Annotated in this window: 23 protein-coding genes; 17 read left to right on the top strand and 6 right to left on the bottom strand. The window is 52.4% G+C overall.

The genetic code is table 11. The annotated features are described in order from the left end of the window. The first annotated feature begins 77 nt into the window (after positions 1 to 77). On the top strand, positions 78 to 608 hold the full coding sequence (locus ACI4OH_RS05900; protein WP_435721713.1) for a hypothetical protein: 531 nt from the start codon (positions 78 to 80) through the stop codon (positions 606 to 608). Between the two features lie 131 nt (positions 609 to 739). Here ACI4OH_RS05900 and ACI4OH_RS05895 read toward each other — a convergent pair whose 3' ends face one another. From ACI4OH_RS05895 to ACI4OH_RS05875, 5 genes are read right to left on the bottom strand one after another with little or no spacing between them, the layout of a single operon-like run. After that, a complete protein-coding gene (locus ACI4OH_RS05895) occupies positions 740 to 1,033 on the bottom strand; it encodes a hypothetical protein (RefSeq protein WP_435721714.1) in 294 nt (97 codons plus the stop codon). Positions 1,034 to 1,069: 36 nt separating this feature from the next. After that, positions 1,070 to 2,047 (bottom strand): Gfo/Idh/MocA family protein, encoded by a 978-nt coding sequence (locus ACI4OH_RS05890; protein WP_435721715.1) that lies wholly within the window; start codon positions 2,045 to 2,047, stop codon positions 1,070 to 1,072. Positions 2,048 to 2,070: 23 nt separating this feature from the next. After that, on the bottom strand, positions 2,071 to 2,508 hold the full coding sequence (locus tag ACI4OH_RS05885; protein ID WP_435721716.1) for a DUF4869 domain-containing protein: 438 nt from the start codon (positions 2,506 to 2,508) through the stop codon (positions 2,071 to 2,073). Between the two features lie 3 nt (positions 2,509 to 2,511). Then, positions 2,512 to 3,489 (bottom strand): hypothetical protein, encoded by a 978-nt coding sequence (locus tag ACI4OH_RS05880; RefSeq protein WP_439784388.1) that lies wholly within the window; start codon positions 3,487 to 3,489, stop codon positions 2,512 to 2,514. Positions 3,490 to 3,538: 49 nt separating this feature from the next. Further along, positions 3,539 to 4,516: an AEC family transporter gene (locus tag ACI4OH_RS05875; protein ID WP_439784387.1), complete on the bottom strand. Its 978-nt coding sequence runs from the start codon at positions 4,514 to 4,516 to the stop codon at positions 3,539 to 3,541. Between the two features lie 432 nt (positions 4,517 to 4,948). On the opposite strand from ACI4OH_RS05875, the gene urtA reads away from it, so the two are divergent. From urtA to ACI4OH_RS05805, 14 genes are all read left to right on the top strand, one after another. Then, complete coding sequence (gene urtA / locus ACI4OH_RS05870; RefSeq protein WP_432646337.1) at positions 4,949 to 6,181, top strand: urea ABC transporter substrate-binding protein; 1,233 nt, start codon at positions 4,949 to 4,951, stop codon at positions 6,179 to 6,181. 110 nt (positions 6,182 to 6,291) lie between these two features. Then, the gene (urtB, locus tag ACI4OH_RS05865) at positions 6,292 to 7,182 is read left to right on the top strand and encodes an urea ABC transporter permease subunit UrtB (protein WP_439784386.1); all 891 of its coding nucleotides are present in this window, start codon (positions 6,292 to 6,294) and stop codon (positions 7,180 to 7,182) included. Positions 7,183 to 7,208: 26 nt separating this feature from the next. Next, positions 7,209 to 8,318, top strand: coding sequence for an urea ABC transporter permease subunit UrtC (gene urtC, locus ACI4OH_RS05860; protein ID WP_439784385.1), 1,110 nt, complete (start codon positions 7,209 to 7,211; stop codon positions 8,316 to 8,318). Beyond that, positions 8,315 to 9,103 carry an urea ABC transporter ATP-binding protein UrtD gene (urtD, locus tag ACI4OH_RS05855; protein WP_432646334.1) on the top strand — a complete coding sequence of 263 codons (789 nt, stop codon included), beginning with the start codon at positions 8,315 to 8,317 and terminating at the stop codon, positions 9,101 to 9,103. Before urtC ends, urtD begins: the two co-directional genes overlap by 4 nt. Then, on the top strand, positions 9,096 to 9,791 hold the full coding sequence (urtE, locus tag ACI4OH_RS05850; RefSeq protein ID WP_439784384.1) for an urea ABC transporter ATP-binding subunit UrtE: 696 nt from the start codon (positions 9,096 to 9,098) through the stop codon (positions 9,789 to 9,791). The genes urtD and urtE overlap by 8 nt, the downstream gene beginning before the upstream one ends. Positions 9,792 to 9,846: 55 nt before the next feature. Then, complete coding sequence (gene ureA, locus ACI4OH_RS05845) at positions 9,847 to 10,149, top strand: urease subunit gamma (RefSeq protein WP_432646332.1); 303 nt, start codon at positions 9,847 to 9,849, stop codon at positions 10,147 to 10,149. Between the two features lie 22 nt (positions 10,150 to 10,171). Next, positions 10,172 to 10,561: an urease subunit beta gene (gene ureB, locus ACI4OH_RS05840; RefSeq protein ID WP_439784383.1), complete on the top strand. Its 390-nt coding sequence runs from the start codon at positions 10,172 to 10,174 to the stop codon at positions 10,559 to 10,561. Next, positions 10,558 to 12,279 carry an urease subunit beta gene (gene ureB, locus ACI4OH_RS05835; protein ID WP_439784382.1) on the top strand — a complete coding sequence of 574 codons (1,722 nt, stop codon included), beginning with the start codon at positions 10,558 to 10,560 and terminating at the stop codon, positions 12,277 to 12,279. Before ureB (ACI4OH_RS05840) ends, ureB (ACI4OH_RS05835) begins: the two co-directional genes overlap by 4 nt. A 15-nt stretch (positions 12,280 to 12,294) precedes the next feature. Beyond that, on the top strand, positions 12,295 to 12,822 hold the full coding sequence (locus tag ACI4OH_RS05830) for an urease accessory protein UreE (RefSeq protein WP_432646329.1): 528 nt from the start codon (positions 12,295 to 12,297) through the stop codon (positions 12,820 to 12,822). Between the two features lie 2 nt (positions 12,823 to 12,824). Then, on the top strand, positions 12,825 to 13,583 hold the full coding sequence (locus tag ACI4OH_RS05825) for an urease accessory protein UreF (protein ID WP_432646328.1): 759 nt from the start codon (positions 12,825 to 12,827) through the stop codon (positions 13,581 to 13,583). Positions 13,584 to 13,611: 28 nt separating this feature from the next. After that, the gene (ureG, locus tag ACI4OH_RS05820; RefSeq protein ID WP_439784381.1) at positions 13,612 to 14,247 is read left to right on the top strand and encodes an urease accessory protein UreG; all 636 of its coding nucleotides are present in this window, start codon (positions 13,612 to 13,614) and stop codon (positions 14,245 to 14,247) included. 21 nt (positions 14,248 to 14,268) lie between these two features. After that, positions 14,269 to 15,111 carry an urease accessory protein UreD gene (locus tag ACI4OH_RS05815; protein ID WP_439784380.1) on the top strand — a complete coding sequence of 281 codons (843 nt, stop codon included), beginning with the start codon at positions 14,269 to 14,271 and terminating at the stop codon, positions 15,109 to 15,111. Positions 15,112 to 15,259: 148 nt separating this feature from the next. Continuing rightward, a complete protein-coding gene (locus ACI4OH_RS05810; protein ID WP_432646325.1) occupies positions 15,260 to 16,135 on the top strand; it encodes a L,D-transpeptidase family protein in 876 nt (291 codons plus the stop codon). A 121-nt stretch (positions 16,136 to 16,256) separates the two neighbouring features. Beyond that, positions 16,257 to 16,673, top strand: a complete 417-nt coding sequence (locus ACI4OH_RS05805; protein WP_439784379.1) for an MFS transporter — start codon at positions 16,257 to 16,259, stop codon at positions 16,671 to 16,673. 97 nt (positions 16,674 to 16,770) lie between these two features. On the opposite strand, the gene ACI4OH_RS05800 is transcribed toward ACI4OH_RS05805, so the two are convergent. Continuing rightward, on the bottom strand, positions 16,771 to 17,949 hold the full coding sequence (locus tag ACI4OH_RS05800; protein WP_432646323.1) for an iron-containing alcohol dehydrogenase: 1,179 nt from the start codon (positions 17,947 to 17,949) through the stop codon (positions 16,771 to 16,773). A gap of 530 nt (positions 17,950 to 18,479) precedes the next feature. Between ACI4OH_RS05800 and ACI4OH_RS05795 the strand changes: the two genes are divergently transcribed. Together ACI4OH_RS05795 and ACI4OH_RS05790 are read left to right on the top strand one after the other, a co-directional pair. Then, entirely contained in the window at positions 18,480 to 19,826 is a 1,347-nt protein-coding gene (locus ACI4OH_RS05795; protein ID WP_439784378.1) for an NAD(P)/FAD-dependent oxidoreductase, read from the top strand. Between the two features lie 86 nt (positions 19,827 to 19,912). Beyond that, complete coding sequence (locus tag ACI4OH_RS05790) at positions 19,913 to 21,403, top strand: aldehyde dehydrogenase family protein (protein WP_439784377.1); 1,491 nt, start codon at positions 19,913 to 19,915, stop codon at positions 21,401 to 21,403. Positions 21,404 to 21,450: the final 47 nt, after the last annotated feature.

The raw sequence follows: 21,450 nt of genomic DNA, 5'->3' as shown, positions 1-21,450 counted from the left end.
GACAAAAGCAATTAATTGGTATAAGATGTTCTTCAGTAAAAGACATGGACGAACATTACAGCCATTTGGAGAAATGAATGATGAAGTTGAAAATGTATATTGCCGCAGGTGCTTTTGCTGCAGCCGGCCTGATGACGACGGGCATGACTGCGACGGTCAATGCCGCTGAACAGATTCCAAATCCCATTGTAACGTACAATACGGTACAGGATGCCGCTAAGGCCGCCGGCATCACACCGCTTTATCTGCCGAAGATTTCCGGCTACCATGTTGATTATATTTCGGTCATTGGCAATGATACAGTAGACCTCAGCTATGTACGTGATGGCGAGACTCAGACGAGACTGCGTGTACGTACTACGAAAACAAGCATGACACATTTAAGCGGTATAAACGGTGTAAATTGGAAACAACAAAACATCGATCATACGCAAGTCGCTGTTGCAGAACTGCCGACCGTCATGAGCACAGACCCGAAGGGCTATGCAGCTGAATGGCAGAGAGACGGTTATCATTTCTCCATCACGGCTGAAAATATCTCCTCGGCAGAGTTTCAGAACCTGCTGGAAGATGGCCTCGTCGACCTGTCCGAGCATTACTTCGATTAACCGATAATACTTGATATACTTCCCTATCATAAAAGACAGCCGCAAAAATTACGGCTGCCTTTTATTTTGCCTGAAAAAGTCCAGCGCTGGACTTTTTCCCTCTTTTTGTTGATATCATTTGTCAGCCGCGGTCAGTCGCCCATGATGCGGTCGAGCAGGGAGCCTTTCTTTTTGCTCGGAACCTGCGGTGCACTGCTGTCATGCTGACTAGTTTGCGGGCGTTCTTCCGACACAGGCTTGCCGGACTGACTTTTTTCCATGGCGACGCGGTCGCGGTAGGCCTTGGCCCGTGTGACACTTTTCCATGCATCAGCCGTGCGGGCCTTTGCCTTATGAGCCCGCCGCTCTTCGGCAATCATGCGTTTTTCCCGTTCCTGCAGAATGGCAGCCTGCTTTTTGAGTTCTTCTGTCTTTTTGTCATCCATTAAAATCGGCTCCCTTCTTTCTGTAATCTCTTGAGTTTATTTATTTTTCAGCATCCGGCAGCGGCTCTGCTCCAAAATATGCATGACCTGCTGTGTTGCTGCCAATTTTTCATAGGCTTCTTCATAGCGCCCTTCGTGCCAGAAGCGGTCAAAGGCAGCAAATTCATGTGCAAGACGCGGCGTACTGCCGTTGAGCGTGACGGTTTTTTCCATTTGTCCGTGCTGCTTCAGAACGATGGTATCCATGCGGTTCGGCCCGCCTTTGACTGCGAGCCAGCCATCCTCGCCCTGCACGATAAAGAAGCAGGGGCTCTCCGAATCCTTGGCACCGATGCAGACAGCCTGAAAATCCGGATACTGCAGCTTCATGATGCCGGATGTATCGACGCCGTTGAAGCCGATATTTGGCGTGTAGTCAAAGTCAGTCGGGGCTCCGAACAAATTCGTGGCCAAAGTAATATTGTAGAAATTGATATCATAGAGCGCGCCGCCATAGACCTCAGGGTCAAAGGCCGGCAGCACGATACCTTTGCGATAGGCGTCATAACGGCTCGAATACTGCGAATAGTTGGCCTGTACGAGCTTGATTTTGCCAACGTCCTTTAGATGCTGCTGCAGGAAATGGAAATTCGGCATGTGAAGGAAGGATACTGCCTCAAACAGGAACAGATGCTTCTCTTTTGCCAGCGCAATGAGCTCCGTCGTCTCCTTTTCCGTCGGACAGAACGGTTTTTCCAAAATGACGTGTTTTCCTGCCAGCAGCGCCTTTTTCGCATAGGCATAATGCACGCTGTTGATCAGGCCAACATAAATAAAGTCAATATCATCCCGCGCAAGCAGCTCTTCATAATCCGTGCTGACTGCCGGAATCCCGTATTTTTCAGCCAGGGCTGCGGCCTTATCCCTGCTGTGCTCCCTTGCCCAAATGACCTTGAGCTCGATTTGGCTGAGGTCCTTTACCGCATCCAGAACCTCCCGGACAATCTTGCCTGTTCCCAATAAAGCTAATCGCATAAAACATCCCTCTTTCTTTTTGGTCAAACAAACTCGCCGGCGATTGGCACGAGTTCTTCCATCGAATGAACAATCTGCTGCGTATTCATGATATAAATGGAAAATGGCTCTTTGCCAAAATCCATGATATGGTGCAAATTCACAGTTCGATCTGCATGCTCGGTCATTTTTAAAAGCCATTTTGCACAGTTATCACCGCATGTCGAAACATTGAACACCTGCTCGGGCATATTATAGACAAGCATCAAGGTCTTAACACCGCCGGATAAGCGTTCCGGTGGAATTTTTCCCATGACAGGACTATCAATCACGCCGGAATCCAGGACTACTGATTGATCTACATCGAGAATCATCTCCCGGTCAAAAGCATCCGTAATCCATTCATCTGCATACACGTTTTTAAAATATACGGCTGTATTAAAAATTGCTTTTGGCATATCGCCGAAAAATATCTTTAACATGAATTATTCACCCTTCAGAAAATCCAACACAGGCGCTGCTGCATGCAGTATCTTATCTTTATTGCCAGTATGCAGATATACCGGATTAAGATTTCTTTTCTGATAATGCCATATCGTGTCGGCAGCAGCCTGAATCAATACATCGGTAAAAAACTGCTCCCAGCTAAAAAAATCCTTACTTTCTATATAATCAACAGGATTTGCCAGAATTTCTGCAACAGCCTTTTTGTCGATTATTCCTGAAATCAGCAGCAGCCATTCAAAGGATTCAGGCAGGTACAGATGAATATGCGGGGTCACCTTCATCAAAGAATCTATGCGATTCATTTCCGGGCCAAAGGCAGCGCCATCTGCAATAATGAGCAGCTCTTTTTGCATATTCTGTTTTGCCAGTAGAAAAATATTTGATTTTCCATTTGCCGAAATACAGTCAATCATTTTGTCATCGCAGCAAGCATGAAAGAATTGATAGCCGGAATTTGAGTCTTCTACTATTAATTCCACAGGCGACAGCGGCAAATGTGCATAATCATCCTCATAGAGCCGATACAGTTCATGGTAAGTCTTTTGCAGCGTTCCGTATTTACCGGGATTCCGAATGCCGTAAATTTCATTAACGCTATACGGTATGTTGTCCAGGCGGTTTCTTGTAACAATGACATAATAATTATTCGTGCGCTTGATTTTCTGGGCAAATTCTTCCGATAAAACAAAGCGGCTGCCTTCGTCAATAAAAACGATGCTGTCATTTATGGCATCAAGCTCATTTTGCCAATATCGTCCCGATAAAACGACACAATCACGCTCACAAACCAGAGAAATACCGCTCTCCGGCCCATTATCGTTGAATTCCTGAATCATTTCGATCAGAGTCGTCTTTCCCGTTGCACTGTTTCCGCGAAGAACTGTTATATTGCGTCGAATCGTGAATTTATATTGCATACGGCGGTTTTCAACTAAAATATCGTATTTTCCTCGCATCCTATCACCTCGCTGACTCGCTTCTAAAATTATTATAGCAAAATTATGTTCAACCCAAGAACAAGGCCTTGCCAACTGCCGTGAATACGGTAATCGAGATACAGCTCAGTACGGTTGTATTGAGTACGCATTGGGTCGCGTAGTCGGGATGGTTGTTGAATTCGATGGCGTAAAGCGAGGTGTTGACGGCAGTCGGGATGCTGCAGTAAATCAGGAAGACCAGTGCCGAGATCGGTGTGAACAGCCCCGGCAGGAAGCGGTTGGCAGCAAAAATCATCAGGAGGCCGACTGCCGGCATCACAAAGAGCTTCATGAGGCAGACAATCTCGACTTCACGGTTGAACCATTCGATTTTGGTCTGCGAGAGCTGCGCGCCGATGCTGACCATCGCGACCGGCAGCAGGCATTTGCCGGCCATTTCAAGCACCGGCCAGAGGAAAAACGACTTGGCGTCCACGCCTCCCCAACGGCAAAGCAGCGCCGCGAGAAAGGCATAAATAATCGGCATATGCAAAATGACGCGCAGGGCATCGAGCGGCGTATAATGCCCGCGTGCCCCCTGATAAAGGCCAAGCGTATTTAAGAGGACACTCTGCGACACAAAGAAAATGATCTGCACGGTCATCGCTTCCTGCAGATAAGGCGTCTGCCCGTCCACGACAAAAGGCGAATGTGAGAAAATCAGCAGAATGACCGCGATGCCAAGATTGCCGGTGTTGTTGAACATCAGGGCATTGCGGCAGGATGACATCATCCTCTGGTCGTAATGGCGAATTTTGCCGACCACCGTCGCGAGCAAAAACGAAAGGAACATAAAGAGCACCAGGCTGCCGACCATATGGAAGCTCGCCGCGGGAAACTCTGTCGTATAAATATTCGTGAACAGAAAAGATGGCACAATGAGGTAGAAAATCATCTTCGACATCGTCTTGATGTCCATATGAAACTTCTTATCGAGAAAATACCCCACGCCTACCAGAAAGAACAGCGGCAGCATCGTATGCTCGATAATATCCCAAAAAATCATAAATACATCCCTTGCTTTCTGCACAAAGAGCCTGCTGCCTATTGCCGGGCCGCAGTAAACCATCTGTGTCTGATTTCTTTTATTATACCAAAATACGCTGGCATCCGCTCTTGCTGTCTGTATATTCTTAGCGGGAAAATCATCATCAGCATCTCGTCGTTTTCTTCTTCGATATCTAAATTATTCGTTTTATTAGTATATTATTTCGTTTTGTCTATTGTATACATACAATAGACAGTTGACACGGTACAAACATCAGTGTTATACTAGCACCATATTCAACAGAACAGCAGAGCAAGGCAGCTCACGATATTGCGCAGGCGCGCAGTATGTGAGCTGCTTTTTTATTCTCCCATTTTGTTGAAGCATTGATTTTCTCTAGAGATACAGTTCCAAGCCTTTTAAGACAGTGAGAAAGTGAAGTGTAAGCGTATGAGAATGTGGAAAAAACTACTGGGCATCTCCTTCCTCGCCTCGAGCCTGATGCTATCAGGCTGCGGCAGCGACAGTGCCATGAGCGGCAGCACGGGTTCTTCTTCCGGTGATACCGTAAAAGTCGGACTTCTTCACTCCCTGAGCGGCACGATGGCCATCAGTGAGACTTCCGTCCGCGATGCTGAGAAACTCGCCATTCAGGAAATCAATGACCAAGGCGGCGTGCTCGGCAAAAAGATTGAAATCGTAGAGGAAGACGGTGCTTCCGACCCGCAGATTTTCTCGGAGAAAGCCAAGAAACTCCTCATGAATGATAAAGTCGCAACCATCTTCGGCTGCTGGACCAGCGCTTCACGCAAAGCCGTCAAACCTGTCGTGGAGGGCAGTAACGGTCTTCTCTGGTATCCGACGCAGTATGAGGGCATGGAGCAGTCCAAAAACATCATGTACATGGGCGCCGCTCCAAACCAGCAGATTGTTCCTGCCATTGAGTATCTCTTGAAGAATGGCAAGAAAAAGATGTTCCTCGTCGGCAGTGACTACGTCTTCCCGCAGACGGCAAACCGCATCATCAAGGCTCAGCTTGCAGCAGAAGGCGGCGAGGTCGTCGGTGAGGAATACACGCCGATGGGCTATACGGACTACGCTACGATCATCAGCAAGATCAAAGCGGCAAAACCGGATGTCATTGTCAACACGCTGAACGGCGACTCGAACGTCGCGTTCTTCAAACAGCTTAAGGATGCCGGCATCACGGCGCAGGAATGCCCGGTCATGTCGTTCTCGATTGCTGAGGAAGAAATCAAGGGCATCGGTGCACAGAACATCGAAGGCGACCTCGTCTCGTGGGACTACTACCAGACGACCAAGACTCCGGCCAATGAAAAATTCGTCGCCGCTTACAAAAAAGCCTATGGCGATGACCGCGTAACGGATGACCCGATTGAAGCCGCCTACGACGCTGTTTACCTCTGGAAAGCAGCCGTCGAAAAAGCCGGCAGCTTTGATGTCGACAAGGTACGCGCAGCGGCCGGCGGCATCAGCTTCGACGCACCGGAAGGCACGGTCAAGATCGATGGCGACAATCAGCACCTTTACAAATACGTGCGCATCGGCAAGGTCAACGCCAACGGCCTCATCGATGAAGTCTTCGCCACGGACCCGATTAAGCCAGACCCGTTCCTCAAATCGTACAGCTGGGCACAGGGTCTGAGTGCAGACGCAAAATAATCCGTATCTGAAAAAATGATTCATGCCAGTCCGGATTGATTCAGAAAACGAATTCATCGCGTGACTGGCATTTCTCTTTCCTTAAGATTTGCATTGATCCGGAGGTTCTTATGGACATTTTAACCATACTATTCAATGGCCTGAGCCTATCCTCTATCCTGCTCTTAGCAGCCTTGGGACTGGCCATCACCTTTGGCCTCATGGGCATCATCAATATGGCACATGGTGAATTCATCATGGTCGGTGCTTATACGACGTATGTCGCACAGGGCATCCTGATGCCGATACTCGGCGACGGCTATTTCTTCGTTTCCATCATCTTATCGTTTATCACAGCCGCTATTTTGGGCATGCTTTTAGAGCTCATCGTCGTCCGCAGGCTCTACGGCCGGCCGACAGACAGCCTGCTCGCCACTTGGGGCGTCAGCCTCATCCTGCAGCAGCTGGCGCGCAGCATTTTCGGCGCACCGAACGTCAATGTCGTGGCTCCCGCTTTCCTGAGCGGCAGCATCACGCTGCTCGGCGTTTCGATGTCCTACAAGCGCCTGTTCATCATGGCCATGGTCCTCGCCTGCCTCGTGGCAGTTTGGGCTTTCCTCTATCATACGGATTTTGGCCGCAAGATGCGTGCCTGCATCCAGAACCGCGATATGGCACAGTGCCTCGGCATCCGCTCGAAGCGCATTGACTGCCTGACGTTTGCCCTCGGCAGCGGCCTTGCCGGCATCGCCGGCTGCGCCCTGACGCTGCTCGGCTCCATCGGCCCGACGCTCGGGCAGAATTACATCGTCGACACGTTCATGGTCGTCGTACTCGGCGGCGTCGGCAAACTCATCGGCTGCATCTCGGGCGCTTTGATCATCGGCGTGGCAGGAACGGTCTTCGAATTCGGCAGCACGGCTTCCATCGCCAAGGCTGCGGTGCTGTTTCTCGTCATCCTCTTCCTGCAGAAAAAGCCGCAGGGGCTCTTCGCCCTGCGCAGCCGCGCTCTTGACGACTGAGACGGCCAAGAAAGGAGGTCCGCATTTTGGGTATTAAATTTTGGCTGCGGGAAAAGAAGAATCTCGTCTTTCTCGCCTTAATTCTCGTTCTCCTGACTATGCCATTCGTGCTGACGCTGTTCCGCCTCACGCTGCTCGGCAAGTTCATCTGCTACGCCATTGTGGCTCTCGGCATCGATCTCATCTGGGGCTATACGGGTATCCTGAGCCTCGGCCACGGTGTATTCTTTGGCCTCGGTGCTTATGCCATGGCGATGCACTTAAAACTTGTCGCGAGCGGCAGTTCCCTGCCGGAATTCATGGTAACAGGCGGCCTGACGCAGCTGCCGGCCTTTTGGAAGCCCTTTGCTTCCGCGCCATTCGCGCTCATCGCCGTCGTGGTCCTGCCGCTGCTTTTGGCCTTGCTCGTCGGCTTCTCGACCTTCAAAAACCGCATCAAGGGTGTTTATTTCTCCATCCTTTCGCAGGCACTTGCCTGGGCGTTCGTGACAATTTTCGTCGGCATGCAGGCTTATACCGGCGGCAGCAACGGCATCACGGGCTTCACGACATTCTTAGGCATCCAGCTGCAGAACCCGATGAATCTCGTTTCCTTCTATTATTTTGCCGTCGCGCTGCTTTTCCTGACGTACGTCTTCTGCACGTGGCTCATGAGCCGCAGCCTCGGCAAAATCCTCATCGCCATCCGCGATGGTGAGAACCGCACGTACTTCACGGGCTACGATTCCAGCCGTTATAAGACGTTCATCTACTGCATTTCGGCTATTATCACGGGCATTGCCGGTGCCGTCTATGTACTCTTTGCCGGCATGATCTCCCCGAAGGAACTCGACATCGCCTTTTCCGTCGAGATGGTCATCTGGGTCGCCGTCGGCGGCCGCGGCACGCTGATTGGCGCGGTCATCGGTGCCCTGCTCGTCAACGCCATGAAAACGGGCGTCAGTGAGACGGTCCCCGATATGTGGCTCTACTTCATCGGCCTGCTCTTCGTGCTCGTCGTCCTCTTCATGCCGAAAGGACTTGTCGGCGTGGTTGAATCGCTTTACGAAAAAGCACAGCCTTACCTGCCGACCGTTCATCTCCCATTTGGTCTTCGCAGCAAGTCTGCCAATAAGAGAAAGGGGATTGCCTCATGATACCAAGATCTTCGGCCGCTTCTGCCTCAAATGAAGCTTTGCTGAATCTCAAACATATCTCCGTCGAATTCGACGGCTTCAAGGCCGTCAATGATGTGACGACTTCCATTGCCCCGCATGAAATCCATTTCTTCATCGGCCCGAACGGCGCCGGCAAGACAACGCTTCTCGACGTTATCTGCGGCAAGACGAAGCCTTCAGCCGGTGAAGTCGATTATGCCGGCGTCGGCAATATCCTGAAACTCAAGGAATTCGAGATTGTCAAAAAAGGCATCTGCCGCAAATTCCAGGTGCCATCGACATTCGTCAACCTCAGTGTCTACGACAATATGCGCATTGCCATCAACCGCGACAAGAGCGTCTTCGGCTCTCTGATGATGCGCAAGCGCTACCTCGATACGCGCAAGATCTACGATGTCCTGCACCTTGTCGGCCTCGACAAAAAGAGCAAGGAACGCGCAAAATTCCTTTCCCACGGCGAAAAACAGTGGCTCGAGATTGCGATGCTGCTCGTTGAAGAGCCGAAGCTCCTGCTGCTCGATGAACCTGTCGCCGGCATGGGACAGGCCGAGACGGAAAAAACGGCCCGCATCCTTGAAGAAATCAAGGACCGCTGTGCCGTGGCCGTCGTCGAGCACGATATGAATTTCGTCAAGAGCATCGCAGACGGCGTGACGGTCATGCACGAAGGAGCCATCCTCACGGAAGGTTCCGCCGAAAGTGTCATGAAAAATGCCAAGGTACAGGAAGTTTATCTGGGACGAGGTGAAGAAAAACATGCTTAATATCAACGGACTGACGGCCTGCTACGGAGAAAGCGAGGTCCTGCACGACATAAACCTTGCCATCCCCGACGGCAAGATCATCGCCCTTGTCGGCCGCAACGGCGTGGGTAAGACGACAACTTTAAAGAGCATCATGGGGCTGGTCAAAACGCCTAAGGGCAGCATCGAGCTTGCCGGTCAGGAGCTTCAGAAAAAACCACCGTATGAGCGCGCCCGCATGGGCATTGGCTATGTGCCGCAGGGCCGCGACATTTTCCCGCAGATGACCGTGGCCGAAAATCTGCGCCTCGGCCTTGAAGTCTGCGGCGGCAAAAAACAGGACCCCTCGGAACTTTTCCGCCTGTTCCCGATTGTCGAGAAATTCCTGCCGCGCAAAGGCGGCGACCTCTCCGGCGGTCAGCAGCAGCAGCTCGCCATTGCCCGCGCGCTCATCGCCCATCCGAAGCTTCTTTTGCTCGATGAGCCGACAGAAGGCATCCAGCCTTCCATCATTCAGGAAATCGGCCATGCCATCCGTACCATCAACAAGGAGACCGGTCTTTCCATCCTGCTCGTTGAACAGTACCTCGACTTTGCCCTGGACTTGGCCGATGAATGCTACGTCATGGATAAAGGACAGATCGTCCTGCACGTAAATTCCAGCGACGCCGACAAAGAAGAAATTCAGCAGTACATGCTGGCATCCTGAGCAATTTGTCAGCAGGCACAGAACGCATTATATAGAAGAGAGGAAGGCATAAACTATGCGCTTAGCACCTCAGGATATGGAAAAACTCATGCTCCACTACGCGGGCAAACTCGCGGAAGAACGAAAAGGACGCGGCCTCAAGCTCAACTATCCGGAAGCCGTGGCCTACATCAGTATGGAACTCATGGAAATGGCCCGTGACGGCCATTCTGTCACGGAGCTCATGTCAGCCGGACGCCAGCTCTTGACGCGCGCAGACGTCATGGAAGGCGTCCCCGAGATGGTCGGCTCCGTACAGATTGAGGCGACGTTCCCCGATGGCACAAAACTCGTGACGGTCCACGAACCGATTCAGTAAAAATACGAAAGAAGGCCAGCATATGATACCGGGAGAAATGCTTCTCCAAAAAGGAGATATTACCCTGAACGAAGGGCGCGAAAGCCTCAAACTCGTCGTGACGAACGTCGGCGACCGTCCTGTGCAGGTCGGTGCCCATTATCATTTTTTTGAAGTCAACCGCTGCCTGAAATTTGACCGCGCCAAAGCTTTTGGCATGCGTCTCGATATTCCGTCAGGCACCTCCGTCCGCTTTGAACCGGGTGAGCAGAAAACAGTCGAGCTCGTCGAACTGCGCGGGCGTCGGCGCTGCCTTGGCTTCAACGCCCTGACCATGGGACCTGCGGGGGAACTGGATAAAGAAGCTGCCCTGCGCCGCGCCAGAGAACGCGGCTTTTTGATGGAGACAAACGATAAGGAGGCAGCAAAATGAGTCAAAAAATCAGTCGGGAAAAATACGCCTTGATGTACGGGCCGACGACAGGCGACAAGGTGCGCCTTGCTGACACGGACCTGCTGCTCGAAATCGAGAAGGACTACACGAGCTACGGCGATGAAATCAAATTTGGCGGCGGCAAGACGCTGCGTGACGGCATGGGACAGGCCTCCGAGATCACCAGTGAAAATGGTGCTCTCGACCTTGTCATCACGAATGCTATTGTGATGGACCCCGTGCAGGGAATCGTCAAAGCCGATATCGGCGTCAAGGACGGCCGCATCGTCGGTATCGGCAAGGCCGGCAATCCGGACATCATGGAGGGTGTCACGCCCGGCCTTACGGTCGGTGCCTCTACGGAAGCACTGGCAGCCGAAGGTCTCATCGTCACGGCCGGCGGCCTTGATACGCATATCCACTTCATCAGCCCGCAGCAGATTGACACGGCGCTTTACAGCGGCATCACGACGATGATTGGCGGCGGCACAGGCCCTGCCGACGGCACAAACGCCACGACCTGCACGCCGGGGCCATGGAACCTGCGCGAGATGCTGCGCGCTGCCGATGCCTATCCGATGAATCTCGGCTTCCTCGGCAAGGGCAACTGCTCGAGCATTGCTCCGCTTGTCGAGCAGGTCAAGGCAGGAGCCATGGGCCTGAAGATTCATGAGGACTGGGGCGCGACACCGGCCGTCATCGATGCCTGCCTGCGCGTTTCAGATGCTTACGACGTGCAGACGGCGATTCATACCGATACGTTAAATGAAGCGGGCTGCGTCGAAGATACCTTGGCGGCGATTGGCGGACGTACCATTCACACCTACCACACGGAAGGTGCCGGCGGCGGCCATGCCCCCGATATCATCCGCGCGGCCGGTTACGAAAACATCCTGCCTTCGTCGACCAATCCGACCATGCCGTTTACGAAGAACACGCTCGATGAGCATCTTGACATGCTGATGGTCTGCCACCATCTCGACAGCCGCATCCCCGAAGACGTGGCCTTTGCCGACTCGCGCATCCGTCCTGAGACCATCGCCGCCGAAGACGTCCTGCATGACATGGGCATCTTCTCCATGATGAGTTCGGATTCTCAGGCCATGGGCCGCGTCGGCGAAGTCATCGTGCGGACCTGGCAGACGGCCGATAAAATGAAAAAAGAGCGCGGCCGCCTGCCCGAAGAAAAGGGCGATAACGACAACTTCCGCATCCTGCGCTATCTCTCGAAATACACGATTAATCCGGCCATCACGCACGGCCTTACCGCAGAAGTCGGCTCGATTGAAGGGGGAAAACTCGCGGATCTCGTGCTCTGGAATCCTGCGTTCTTTGGCGTCCGTCCGGATATCATCATCAAAGGCGGCTTCATCATTGCCGCCAAGATGGGCGACCCCAATGCCTCCATCCCGACGCCGGAGCCCGTTTTCTACCGTCATATGTTCGGCGCAGCCGCCGGAGCCCGCCACGATACCTGCATCACCTTTGTTTCCAAGGCAGCCATGGAAGACGGCATCAAGGAAAAACTCGGCCTGCAGAAACTCGTCCGTCCCGTTTCGCACTGCCGCGACATCATGAAAAAGGATATGTACTTCAACGACAAGACCCCGCAGATCACGGTCAATCCCGAGACTTACGAGGTCCGTGTAGACGGCCAGAAAATTACGAGCAAACCAGCGGAAAAACTGCCGCTGACGCAGCTCTATCATCTTTTTTAAAAGGTGGGGATTTATATGATTTTGACAAAAATTTGCGGCAGCCTGCTCGACCCTGCTTTTATGGAAGGCAGGCAGAATAAGCATATCGACTATCTGCCGCTTGAATATACCGACGTTCAGAAACACATTCTGCGCGCCCTGACAAACGAAGGACGCGATATTGCCATCCGCCTCTCGCCAGAAGCCCAGAAGCACGGCCTGCACGACGGCGATGTGCTGCTCGAAGAAGCGGAAACGCTCGTTGTCCTCCAGATCCTGCCTGTCCCTGCACTCATAGCAGAACCGCGCAGCCTCATGGAAGCAGCCCGCTTCTGCTATGAAATCGGCAACCGCCATGCCCCGCTTTATGCCCTGCCCGGCGACACTCCAGCTTTTGCCGTAGTCTGGGATGCTTCCATGGGGCTCCTCTTCGCGAAGCTCGGCATCCCCTATGAGAAAAAGGAATTGAAGCTTGACGATGCATATCGTCTCAAGCTTGTAAGCGGCACGCATCATCATGCCCATACGCATGAGCATGAACACCGTCATACATTCGAGGCCTGACTATGGCAGCAGCAAAATCAGCAAAGCCAAAACCTACAGCAAAATATATCATAGAGGAAAAAGTGTCCCCACAGCAGGAAGAAGCTCTTTTCCTGCTGCTTGAGCTCAACGATGCCCTGTTCCCGATTGGCGCCTACGCCCATTCCTACGGACTCGAGACCTATGTGCAGCAGGGGCTTGTCCATGACAGCAAGACGGCTTCTGCATGGCTCTGCGCTTATTTTTCTGGCAGTTTTCTCTACAGCGAACTCTTGGCCGCGAGACTTGCCTACGAGTATTTTCCTGAGACCGACGGTCTCGAAAAGCTCCTGCAGCTTGAAACAGAACTGCGTGCTGCCAAGGTTCCGCGTGAACCGCGTGAGGCCCTGCAGAAACTCGGCCGACGCCTGGCAAAGAACGTCCAGAAAATCGGACTTCCCTTTGAGCCGAAGTTCGCAGCCTACGTAAAAGAAACGCAGCATTCCTGTACGCATCCCATATGTTACGGGACACTTGCTGCTGCCCTGCACCTGCCGGAGCGGCAGGCTCTGCTTCATTATTTCTACGCGCAGCTTTCAGCCCTCATCAACACCTGCGTCAAGCTCATTCCGCTCTCGCAGACGGATGGCGCACGCCTCGTCGCCTCTTTCCGCACGAAGTACAGTGCCATCATTGACCGCGTTTTCGAAGCAGACGAGGACGACCTCGGTCTCGCCTCGCCCGGCCTCGATATCCGGGCCATGCAGCACGAAGTCCTTTACTCACGCCTCTACATGTCGTGATTTCATTTATATAGAAAGAAGAATCATCATGTCCTATGTCAAAATCGGCGTTGCCGGACCTGTCGGCTCCGGCAAGACAGCCTTGATTGAAGCCCTGACGAGGAAGCTTCACGATATCTACAGCATCTGCGTCGTCACGAATGATATCTACACGAAAGAAGATGCCGAATTCCTTGTCAAGCATTCCGCCATGGAGCGCGAGCGCATCTTAGGCGTCGAGACCGGCGGCTGCCCTCACACGGCCATCCGCGAAGATGCCTCGATGAACCTGGAAGCCGTTGAAGAGCTCACGGACCGTTTTCCCGACACGCAGATTGTCTTCATCGAGAGCGGCGGCGACAATCTTTCGGCGACATTCAGCCCCGAACTCGCCGATGCCACGATTTTTGTCATCGACGTCTCCGAGGGCGATAAGATTCCCCGCAAAGGCGGTCCGGGCATCACGCGCTCTGACCTGCTCGTCATCAACAAAAAAGACCTTGCCCCCTATGTCGGGGCCGACCTCGGCGTCATGGAACGCGATGCCAAAAAAATGCGCGGCCCGCGGCCCTTCCTCTTCACGAATCTCATGAAAAAAGAAGGCGTTGACACCATCATCAACTGGATTCGCCACAACGTCCTTTTGGAAGATGTCCCGAACCCGTTCCCTGCTGCCAAGGCTTAAAATTTGAAAGACGTGACATATATGGATGCACAAAAACATACGCAGTCCGCTGCTGACGTTCCCGCCGGTGAAAATGCTTTTGGACGCACCTCAAAGCTTTCCCTCGTCATTGCTCCCGGAAAAATCCGGGAACTCTTTTTTACGGCTCCCTACAAAATCTTACGTCCCTTTCATCAGCAGGGCTTTCTGCAGATCATGGTCGTGAAGGTTTCAGCCGGCACCATGGCCGGTGACCGTCAGGATGTCGATATTTGCCTCGAAGACGGCGCCAAAGCAGAATTTCTCTCGCAGTCCTACGAAAAGATTCACCGCATGGACGAGGGCGAGGCCGTGCGCAGCGGCCATATCGAGGTCGGCAGAAACGCCACGCTTTTTTACGCGCCGCTGCCCGTCCTGCCCTTTGCGGACTCGGCCTTTCGCAATACGTTTCATATCGAGCTCAGGGATGCTTCCAGCAGGCTGTTTTATTCTGATATCCTCGCCTGCGGACGCGCAGCCCGCGGGGAACATTTTCTTTACCGTCTTTACCGTTCGCGCGTGAAAATCTACCAGGCAGACGAGCTCGTCTACTTTGACAACCTTCGCTTTACCCCGAAAGACAATCCTTTTGACTATGCCGGCCTGACACAGTACGAAGGCTATACTCATCTCGGTACTTATCTGCTGATGAATTTTCCCCTGCAGGAAGAGGAACTGCGGGATTTTATCGAAACAATCCCTGTTGCTGCTTCCTGCGAGATTGGCCTGACCGCCTTCGCTCCGCAGTGTTTTTGCCTAAAGGCCCTTGCCAATGGCAGCGAACCCCTCGTCGAAGTGCAGATACAAATAAAAAATCGGCTTCGTCAAGAAACGGAAAAAGTCTAGTACTGGACTTTTTCCGTTTCTTTTATGCGGTCCCGCAGATATTTCCTGCATTGTCAAAGGAAATTGCTGTCACCCTTTGCATTCCAGCGCATTATGTGGTAAATTGGTGAAAGAATTCATTTTAACGCTCTTCAAAGGAATGATTTTTATGGAGCGAAAGCAATATCTCATGATTCTGGGTGCCGTCTGCGTGTTCATCCTGATTGCCTGCAGCGGGTTTGCCCTCTCGAGTCAGTCGGGAGGCGGACTTTTTGGCAAAAAAGCCGAGGTCCAGCTCACGCCGATGCAGCAGGCCCAGAAGGATTACGCGGGAGTCACCATCACCTACCAGATTGGCGACCAGAGCGAAACGCTTGACAGCGACCGCATCCTCTCGTGGCTTAAGGAAGACGAGGATGGCAGTGTTTCCTTTGACAAGGACCAGGTCAAGGCCTTCGTCAAAGAGCTTGCCGACAAATACGACACGGCTTATACGACGCGTGACTTCCACACCTCAACGGGTCAGGACATCAAAATCACGCAGGGCGACTACGGCTGGCGCATCGATCAGGAGCAGGAAACGGCTCATCTCCTCGACCTGCTTGCAAAGAAACAAAGCGCTGCCTGCGAACCGATTTACGCCCAGACCGCGGCCGTCCATGCCCCAAAAGACTGGGGTACGAGCTACGTCGAAGTCAATCTGCACGAACAGTATCTCTGGCTCTATAAAGATGGCAAATGCGTCCTCGAAAGTTATTTCGTTTCGGGCAATCCGACGCGCGGCCATGCTACACCGAAAGGCATCTACGGCATTACGTACAAAACGCGTGATGCGATGCTCAGCGGTCAGGGATACGATTCCAAAGTCAAATACTGGATGCCGTTCAACCGCAATGTCGGCCTGCACGATGCCCCGTGGCGCCAAACCTTCGGCGGTCAGACCTACCGTACCAACGGCTCCCATGGCTGCATCAACCTGCCGCCGGCAAAAGCTGCCGAGATTTACCAGAACGTCGATAAAAACACGCCAGTTATCGTCTATTGACCACTTATTATCACATTTATAAGGGATGCCTTCTGCATCCTTTATGATAGAAATGCCCCCGTTTTGTCAGTCGCCAACCAGTTGACAAAACGGGGGCATTCTTTTTTGACGGCTTCGCGCTGTGCTATACTCAAGCGCCGGCTTCGCCAGCATGCTGTTCGCCTCAAAAATCGGGCATCTCTCCGATAAAATCGGTGCGCAGAAGGTCCTGCCGGTCTGCCTGCTGCTTGCCGGCGCCGTCTCCATCCCGCAGGGACTCGTCACCTCGCCGTGGCAGCTCGCCCTGCTGCGCTTCATCCATGGGGTCGCGGTTGCAGGCCTCATGCCGTCCATCAATACACTCATCCGCAATCTGACGCCTTCCTTCTGCCTTGGCCGCATCTACGGTTTCAACCAGTCAGCGCAGTTCATCGGCATGTTCTCCGGAGCTTTCTTAGGCGGCCATCTCGCCGCTGTCTTCGGCATCCGGCAGATGTTCTTCATTGTCGCGGTGCTGCTATTGACCGATGCCATTTGGTGCCATAAAATCGAAAAATAAATCTCTGCATACAGCACATACAGCAAAAATGGCTGCCGCATCTTAAAATGCAGCAGCCATTTTGCGTATAACAGGGGATATCAGTAATGTGAAAGAATCAGCAGGTTGCGTCGACCCAGTCGCCTTCGTAAGCGCGGCGATAGAGTTCGACAACTTCGCCCTTCGTGTATTTGCGCGGACTCGTGAGAGCGCAGGCATCTTTGAGGGCATTTTCAGCCATGAGCTCGAAGTCCTCAGGCTGTACGCCGAGTTCCTTGAGCGTGCGCGGAATGCCGACCTCGCGGCTCAGGCGGCGGATAGCAGCGATGCCCTTGTCAGCCGCTTCGTTCGTGCTGAGACCGTCAATGACCTCGCCCATAGCGCGGGCGATATCGCGGAAGCGGTTGAGGTTGCTGATGAGGTTGAACTCACAGACATACGGCAGCAGGATGGCATTGCAGACACCATGCGGCAGGTTGTAGACACCGCCGAGCTGATGTGCCATCGCATGGACGTAGCCGAGCGAAGCATTGTTGAAGGCGATGCCGGCGAGGTACTGACCATAAGCCATTTTGTCACGGGCATAGAGATAATCGCCATTGGCCACAGCTTTTGGCAGGTACTTCTGAATCATGTTGATGGCCTGCAGGGCAGCGGCATCCGTCAGCGGGTTCGCAGCGGAGGAAACATAGGCCTCAATTGCGTGCGTCAGGGCATCCATACCCGTGGCAGCCGTCAGGCGCGGCGGCATGCCCTTCATGAGCACCGGATCGTTGATGGCGATCTGCGGCGTGACACGCCAATCGAGGATGGCCATTTTGACCTTGCGGCGCGTATCCGTGATGATGCAGAAACGCGTGATCTCAGAAGCCGTACCGGCCGTCGTATTGACTGCCATCAAAGGCACCATCTTATTCTTCGAAATGTCAATGCCTTCATAATCATAAATCTCGCCGCCGTTGGCTGCGATGAGGCCGATAGCCTTGGCACAGTCATGGGACGAACCGCCGCCAAGTGAGATGATGCAGTCGCAGCCCTGCTCCTGGAACGCCTTGACACCAGCGACAACATTCTTATCCGTCGGGTTTGGCTCGGCACCGCCGAAAATAAAGGTCGGCAGGCCCTCGTCTTCAAGAATTTTCTTCAATTCATCGGCCATGCCGGATTTTGCAAGGAAAGCATCGGTGACAATCATCGGATGCGTGCCGTCGAGGCTCTTCATGAGTTTGCCGGCTTCTTTGACAGCACCTTCACCAAAAACATTACGGGTCGGCAGGAAATAATACGTTAACGACATCGCAAAAACCTCCCTATATAATACAGAACTTGTTTTCTCTTATTCTTTTCATGCGCTTTTGTTGTTCGCTTTGTTGTCTTTATTATACGACGTCAGCGAGATTAAGTATAATACTAGATATTTTAAATTATCAATAGGTTTTTGCCTATATATATTGTATTAAACAAAGACAATATACGAAAAGATAGCGCTAATTCTCATAAAAATCAACTGCCAAAAGCAACATTCCGTTCAAGGTGTAACAAAGTTCACCTATATGGAACATAAGCACAGGCCTATAACTTTCGTGAAAATATGCACAAAACAATATGAACCATGATAAAAAAATATCGTTATGCTATATACCATAAATTTTTAGTATTTTATCTTTCTTGTTTATAAGTGTATAATATACTTAAAAGATAATAAATATTGAAATAAAATAACTATCAAAAAATGTGACGAACATCACACGGATGTTCCAACATTTTATGAAGAAACAGGTTTTCTTCTTCATTTTATAGAAAACCTGCAGAAAGGCGGGATTGGACATGAAAGAACGGCCACGCGTCGTCATCCTCGGTGGAGGCATCGGCGGCATAAAAGCAGCACAGAAGCTGGCCAATCAGCCGGTGGATGTACTGATCATCGATCACAACAACTACCAGGTATTCCAGCCGCTCCTTTATCAGGTAGCGACATCGATGCTCTCAACGGATGAGGTCGTCTACCCCATTCGCGGATTCTTTAAAAAAGCAAATAATGTTGATTTCTTGCTGGCAGAGGTCAGCGGCATTCAGCCGGAAGAAAAAATTGTCAAGACAAGCCATGGGGATGTTCCCTACGATTACCTGATTATCGCGCTTGGCTCGACGCCGAATTTCTTTGGCAATAAAGAAGTGGAACGCAACGCGTTCCCTCTGAAGACTCTGCAGGATTCCATTCGCATCCGCAGTCATCTCCTGAGCGTTTTTGAAGAAGCCTCTGCCGAGACAGACCCGGAGAAGCGCAAAGCCCTGCTGACTTTCGTCTTTGTCGGCGCCGGTCCGATTGGCGTCGAGGGCGCAGGCGGCGTTTCCGAACTCGTCTACGATGTCCTGCAGAAAGAGTTCCATCATATCAATTTCGATGAAGTCAGCATCCATTTAATCGGGGCCGATAAATGCGTGCTCGGCATGATGCCCGAAAATCTCCGCGAAGATGCCCTGCATGTTCTGCAGAAGAAACGCATTGACGTTCAGTGTTCGATGCTCGTAACAGGCTATGACGGCGAGACGCTTTCCTACCGTCCGAGCAGTGCTCCAAAAGATGCGCCCTGCTCTACGCTCAAAACAAAAACCGTCGTCTGGTCGGCAGGTGTACGCCCTGTAGAGTGTCTCAGTGGCTTCACCTGTGAAAAAGACCGCGGCAAACGCCTGCTCATTGACGATACGATTCACCTGCAGGGCAGCAATGATATCTTTGCCGTCGGCGACTGCTCGAGCTACACGCAACCAGGTGAGCAGCGGCCTCTGCCGACACTTGCGCCGGTCGCGCTGGCCGAAGGAGAACTTGCAGCCAAGAACATTCTGCATGAACTGCGCGGCGAAGAGCCGGAACATTTCCATTACAAGAGCAAAGGCGTCATGGCCATTATCGGCAGCAGTGAAGCTGTCATGGCAGCAGGTCCGCTGCGCGTTCACGGCTTTCTCGCCTGGTCGGCCTGGCTCTGGATTCATCTGCTCACCAAGGCAGGGTTCCACAGCAATATCACCGTCACTTTTAAATGGATCTTCAATTATCTTTCCGGCACACGCCTTGGCCGCCTGATCACGCGTCCGGAGCTGCCCGGACTGCCCGAGTCCATCAAAAATGCACCGGAAATAAAAAATTCCGGCGCACAGAAGCAGGCATCCTGAAAACCGAAAAATCGAAAAGCCTGTAAAGCAAAAAATGCTTTCACATAAAAAATAATTTTTCAATCCAATATATAGGAGGGATTATCATGATTCCAGAGACAAAATTAAACAGTCAGTACGGCCTTTTCATCGGCGGGACCTGGCGTCCAGCGGCCGATGGCAAGACATTTGATTCTTTCTGCCCCGCTACGGGCGATAAACTTGCGAGCTGCGCAGAGGCCACGCCGCAGGATGTTGATGCTGCTGTAGACGCAGCTTGGAAGGCTTTTGCCACGTGGAAAAAGACTACGGTCAAGGAACGTGCAGCCCTTCTCAACAAGATTGCCGACATCATCGATGCACATACCGACGAGCTCGCCCTGATCGAGACCCTTGACAACGGCAAGCCCATCCGCGAGACGAAAAACATCGACGTGCCGCTCTCCGCTGCACATTTCCGTTATTTTGCCGGCTGCATTCTCGCCGAAGAAGGCTCGGCTACGATGCTCGACAATACGACGATGAGCATCATCCTGCGTGAACCAATCGGCGTTGTCGGCCAGATTGTCCCGTGGAACTTCCCGTTCCTCATGGCTGCCTGGAAGCTCGCACCGGTGCTCGCCAGCGGCTGCTGCACGGTCCTGAAGCCATCGAAGACGACCTCCCTTTCCGTTCTGTACTTTGCCGACCTCATCAAAGATATCCTGCCGCCGGGCGTTTTCAACGTCATCACGGGCGCAGGCTCAAGAGCCGGCCAATACATGCTCGACCACAAGGGCTTCCGCAAGCTCGCGTTTACGGGCTCCACGGAAGTCGGACTTTCTGTCGCCAAAGCCGCAGCCGAAAAGCTCATTCCGGCAACGCTTGAGCTCGGCGGCAAATCGGCCAATATTTTCTTCGACGACTGCAACCTTGAACAAGCCTATGACGGTGCCCAGCTCGGCATTCTCTTCAACCAGGGGCAGGTCTGCTGCGCCGGCTCGCGCATCTTCGTTCAGGAAGGTATTTACGACGAATTTGTAGCAGAGCTTGTCAAACGCTTCAATAAAGTTAAGATTGGCCTGCCGTGGAAAGAAGACACGCAGCTCGGTGCGACCATCTACAAATCCCAGCTCGACAAGGTCCTTTCCTATGTCGAACTCGCCAAAAAAGAAGGCGCAACCATCGCCTGCGGCGGTGAACAGGCAGTCGACGGTGAGCTCAAGAACGGCATTTTCATGAAGCCGACGCTCATCACGAATGCCACAAATGATATGCGCGTCGCCCGTGAGGAAATCTTCGGACCTGTGGCTGTCGTCATCAAGTTCAAGACGGAAGAAGAGGTCATCAAGATGGCCAATGACAGCGATTACGGTCTCGGCGGTGCTGTCTGGACTCAGGATATCAACCGTGCATTCCGCGTTGCCAGCTCCATTGAGACGGGCCGCGTCTGGGTCAATACGTACAACCAAATTCCTGAAGGTTCGCCGTTTGGCGGCTACAAGCAGTCGGGCATTGGCCGTGAGACGCACAAAGTCATCCTCGAACACTACACGCAGATGAAGAATATCCTCGTCAACCTCTCGGGCCAGCCGTCCGGCTTCTACCCGCAGAAGTAAACATCCGCCTTTCCCACTTATCTTTTTCTCACATACAGCAAAGGCTG

It is taken from the genome of Mitsuokella apri (assembly GCF_051886055.1).
GTDB lineage: Bacteria > Bacillota > Negativicutes > Selenomonadales > Selenomonadaceae > Mitsuokella.
The sequence above is the reverse complement of the archived record's forward strand: the minus strand, read 5'-3'. Positions and strand labels throughout refer to the sequence as shown.

Excerpts from the sequence above, each read along its gene's own strand:
- ACI4OH_RS05900 (WP_435721713.1), top strand. The coding sequence starts at position 78 with ATGATGAAGTTGAAAATGTATATTGCCGCAGGTGCTTTTGCTGCAGCC.
- ACI4OH_RS05895 (WP_435721714.1), bottom strand. The coding sequence starts at position 1,033 with ATGGATGACAAAAAGACAGAAGAACTCAAAAAGCAGGCTGCCATTCTG.
- ACI4OH_RS05890 (WP_435721715.1), bottom strand. The coding sequence starts at position 2,047 with ATGCGATTAGCTTTATTGGGAACAGGCAAGATTGTCCGGGAGGTTCTG.
- ACI4OH_RS05885 (WP_435721716.1), bottom strand. The coding sequence starts at position 2,508 with ATGTTAAAGATATTTTTCGGCGATATGCCAAAAGCAATTTTTAATACA.
- ACI4OH_RS05880 (WP_439784388.1), bottom strand. The coding sequence starts at position 3,489 with ATGCGAGGAAAATACGATATTTTAGTTGAAAACCGCCGTATGCAATAT.
- ACI4OH_RS05875 (WP_439784387.1), bottom strand. The coding sequence starts at position 4,516 with ATGATTTTTTGGGATATTATCGAGCATACGATGCTGCCGCTGTTCTTT.
- urtA (WP_432646337.1), top strand. The coding sequence starts at position 4,949 with ATGAGAATGTGGAAAAAACTACTGGGCATCTCCTTCCTCGCCTCGAGC.
- urtB (WP_439784386.1), top strand. The coding sequence starts at position 6,292 with ATGGACATTTTAACCATACTATTCAATGGCCTGAGCCTATCCTCTATC.
- urtD (WP_432646334.1), top strand. The coding sequence starts at position 8,315 with ATGATACCAAGATCTTCGGCCGCTTCTGCCTCAAATGAAGCTTTGCTG.
- urtE (WP_439784384.1), top strand. The coding sequence starts at position 9,096 with ATGCTTAATATCAACGGACTGACGGCCTGCTACGGAGAAAGCGAGGTC.
- ureA (WP_432646332.1), top strand. The coding sequence starts at position 9,847 with ATGCGCTTAGCACCTCAGGATATGGAAAAACTCATGCTCCACTACGCG.
- ureB (WP_439784383.1), top strand. The coding sequence starts at position 10,172 with ATGATACCGGGAGAAATGCTTCTCCAAAAAGGAGATATTACCCTGAAC.
- ureB (WP_439784382.1), top strand. The coding sequence starts at position 10,558 with ATGAGTCAAAAAATCAGTCGGGAAAAATACGCCTTGATGTACGGGCCG.
- ACI4OH_RS05830 (WP_432646329.1), top strand. The coding sequence starts at position 12,295 with ATGATTTTGACAAAAATTTGCGGCAGCCTGCTCGACCCTGCTTTTATG.
- ACI4OH_RS05825 (WP_432646328.1), top strand. The coding sequence starts at position 12,825 with ATGGCAGCAGCAAAATCAGCAAAGCCAAAACCTACAGCAAAATATATC.
- ureG (WP_439784381.1), top strand. The coding sequence starts at position 13,612 with ATGTCCTATGTCAAAATCGGCGTTGCCGGACCTGTCGGCTCCGGCAAG.
- ACI4OH_RS05815 (WP_439784380.1), top strand. The coding sequence starts at position 14,269 with ATGGATGCACAAAAACATACGCAGTCCGCTGCTGACGTTCCCGCCGGT.
- ACI4OH_RS05810 (WP_432646325.1), top strand. The coding sequence starts at position 15,260 with ATGGAGCGAAAGCAATATCTCATGATTCTGGGTGCCGTCTGCGTGTTC.
- ACI4OH_RS05800 (WP_432646323.1), bottom strand. The coding sequence starts at position 17,949 with ATGTCGTTAACGTATTATTTCCTGCCGACCCGTAATGTTTTTGGTGAA.
- ACI4OH_RS05795 (WP_439784378.1), top strand. The coding sequence starts at position 18,480 with ATGAAAGAACGGCCACGCGTCGTCATCCTCGGTGGAGGCATCGGCGGC.
- ACI4OH_RS05790 (WP_439784377.1), top strand. The coding sequence starts at position 19,913 with ATGATTCCAGAGACAAAATTAAACAGTCAGTACGGCCTTTTCATCGGC.